Source organism: Helicobacter pylori, assembly GCF_011140715.1.
GTDB classification, from domain to species: domain Bacteria; phylum Campylobacterota; class Campylobacteria; order Campylobacterales; family Helicobacteraceae; genus Helicobacter; species Helicobacter pylori_DA.
Genome location: NZ_SFZZ01000005.1, coordinates 1 through 251 on the forward strand (window position 1 = coordinate 1; position 251 = coordinate 251).

1 protein-coding gene is annotated in these 251 nt (G+C 30.7%); it reads left to right on the top strand.

The annotated features are described in order from the left end of the window. Nucleotides 1-251, top strand: a 251-nt coding sequence (locus EWZ81_RS00025) for a DUF874 family protein (protein ID WP_165548418.1), incomplete at both ends; no start/stop codon positions are given.

Here is a 251-nt window from a genome sequence, read left to right on the forward strand (position 1 = left end):
AATCAATTGGTGGAAATATTCAGGACTCACAATAGCGACAAGTTTATTATTAGCCGCTTGTAGTGTTGGTGATATTGATGAACAAATAGAACTAGAACAAGAAAAACAAAAGACAAGCAATATAGAGACTAGTAATCAAATAAAAGTAGAACAAGAAAAACAAAAGACAAACAAGAGTGGGATAGAGTTAGAACAAGAAAAACAAAAGACAAGCAATATAGAGACTAACAATCAAATAAAAGTAGAACAAG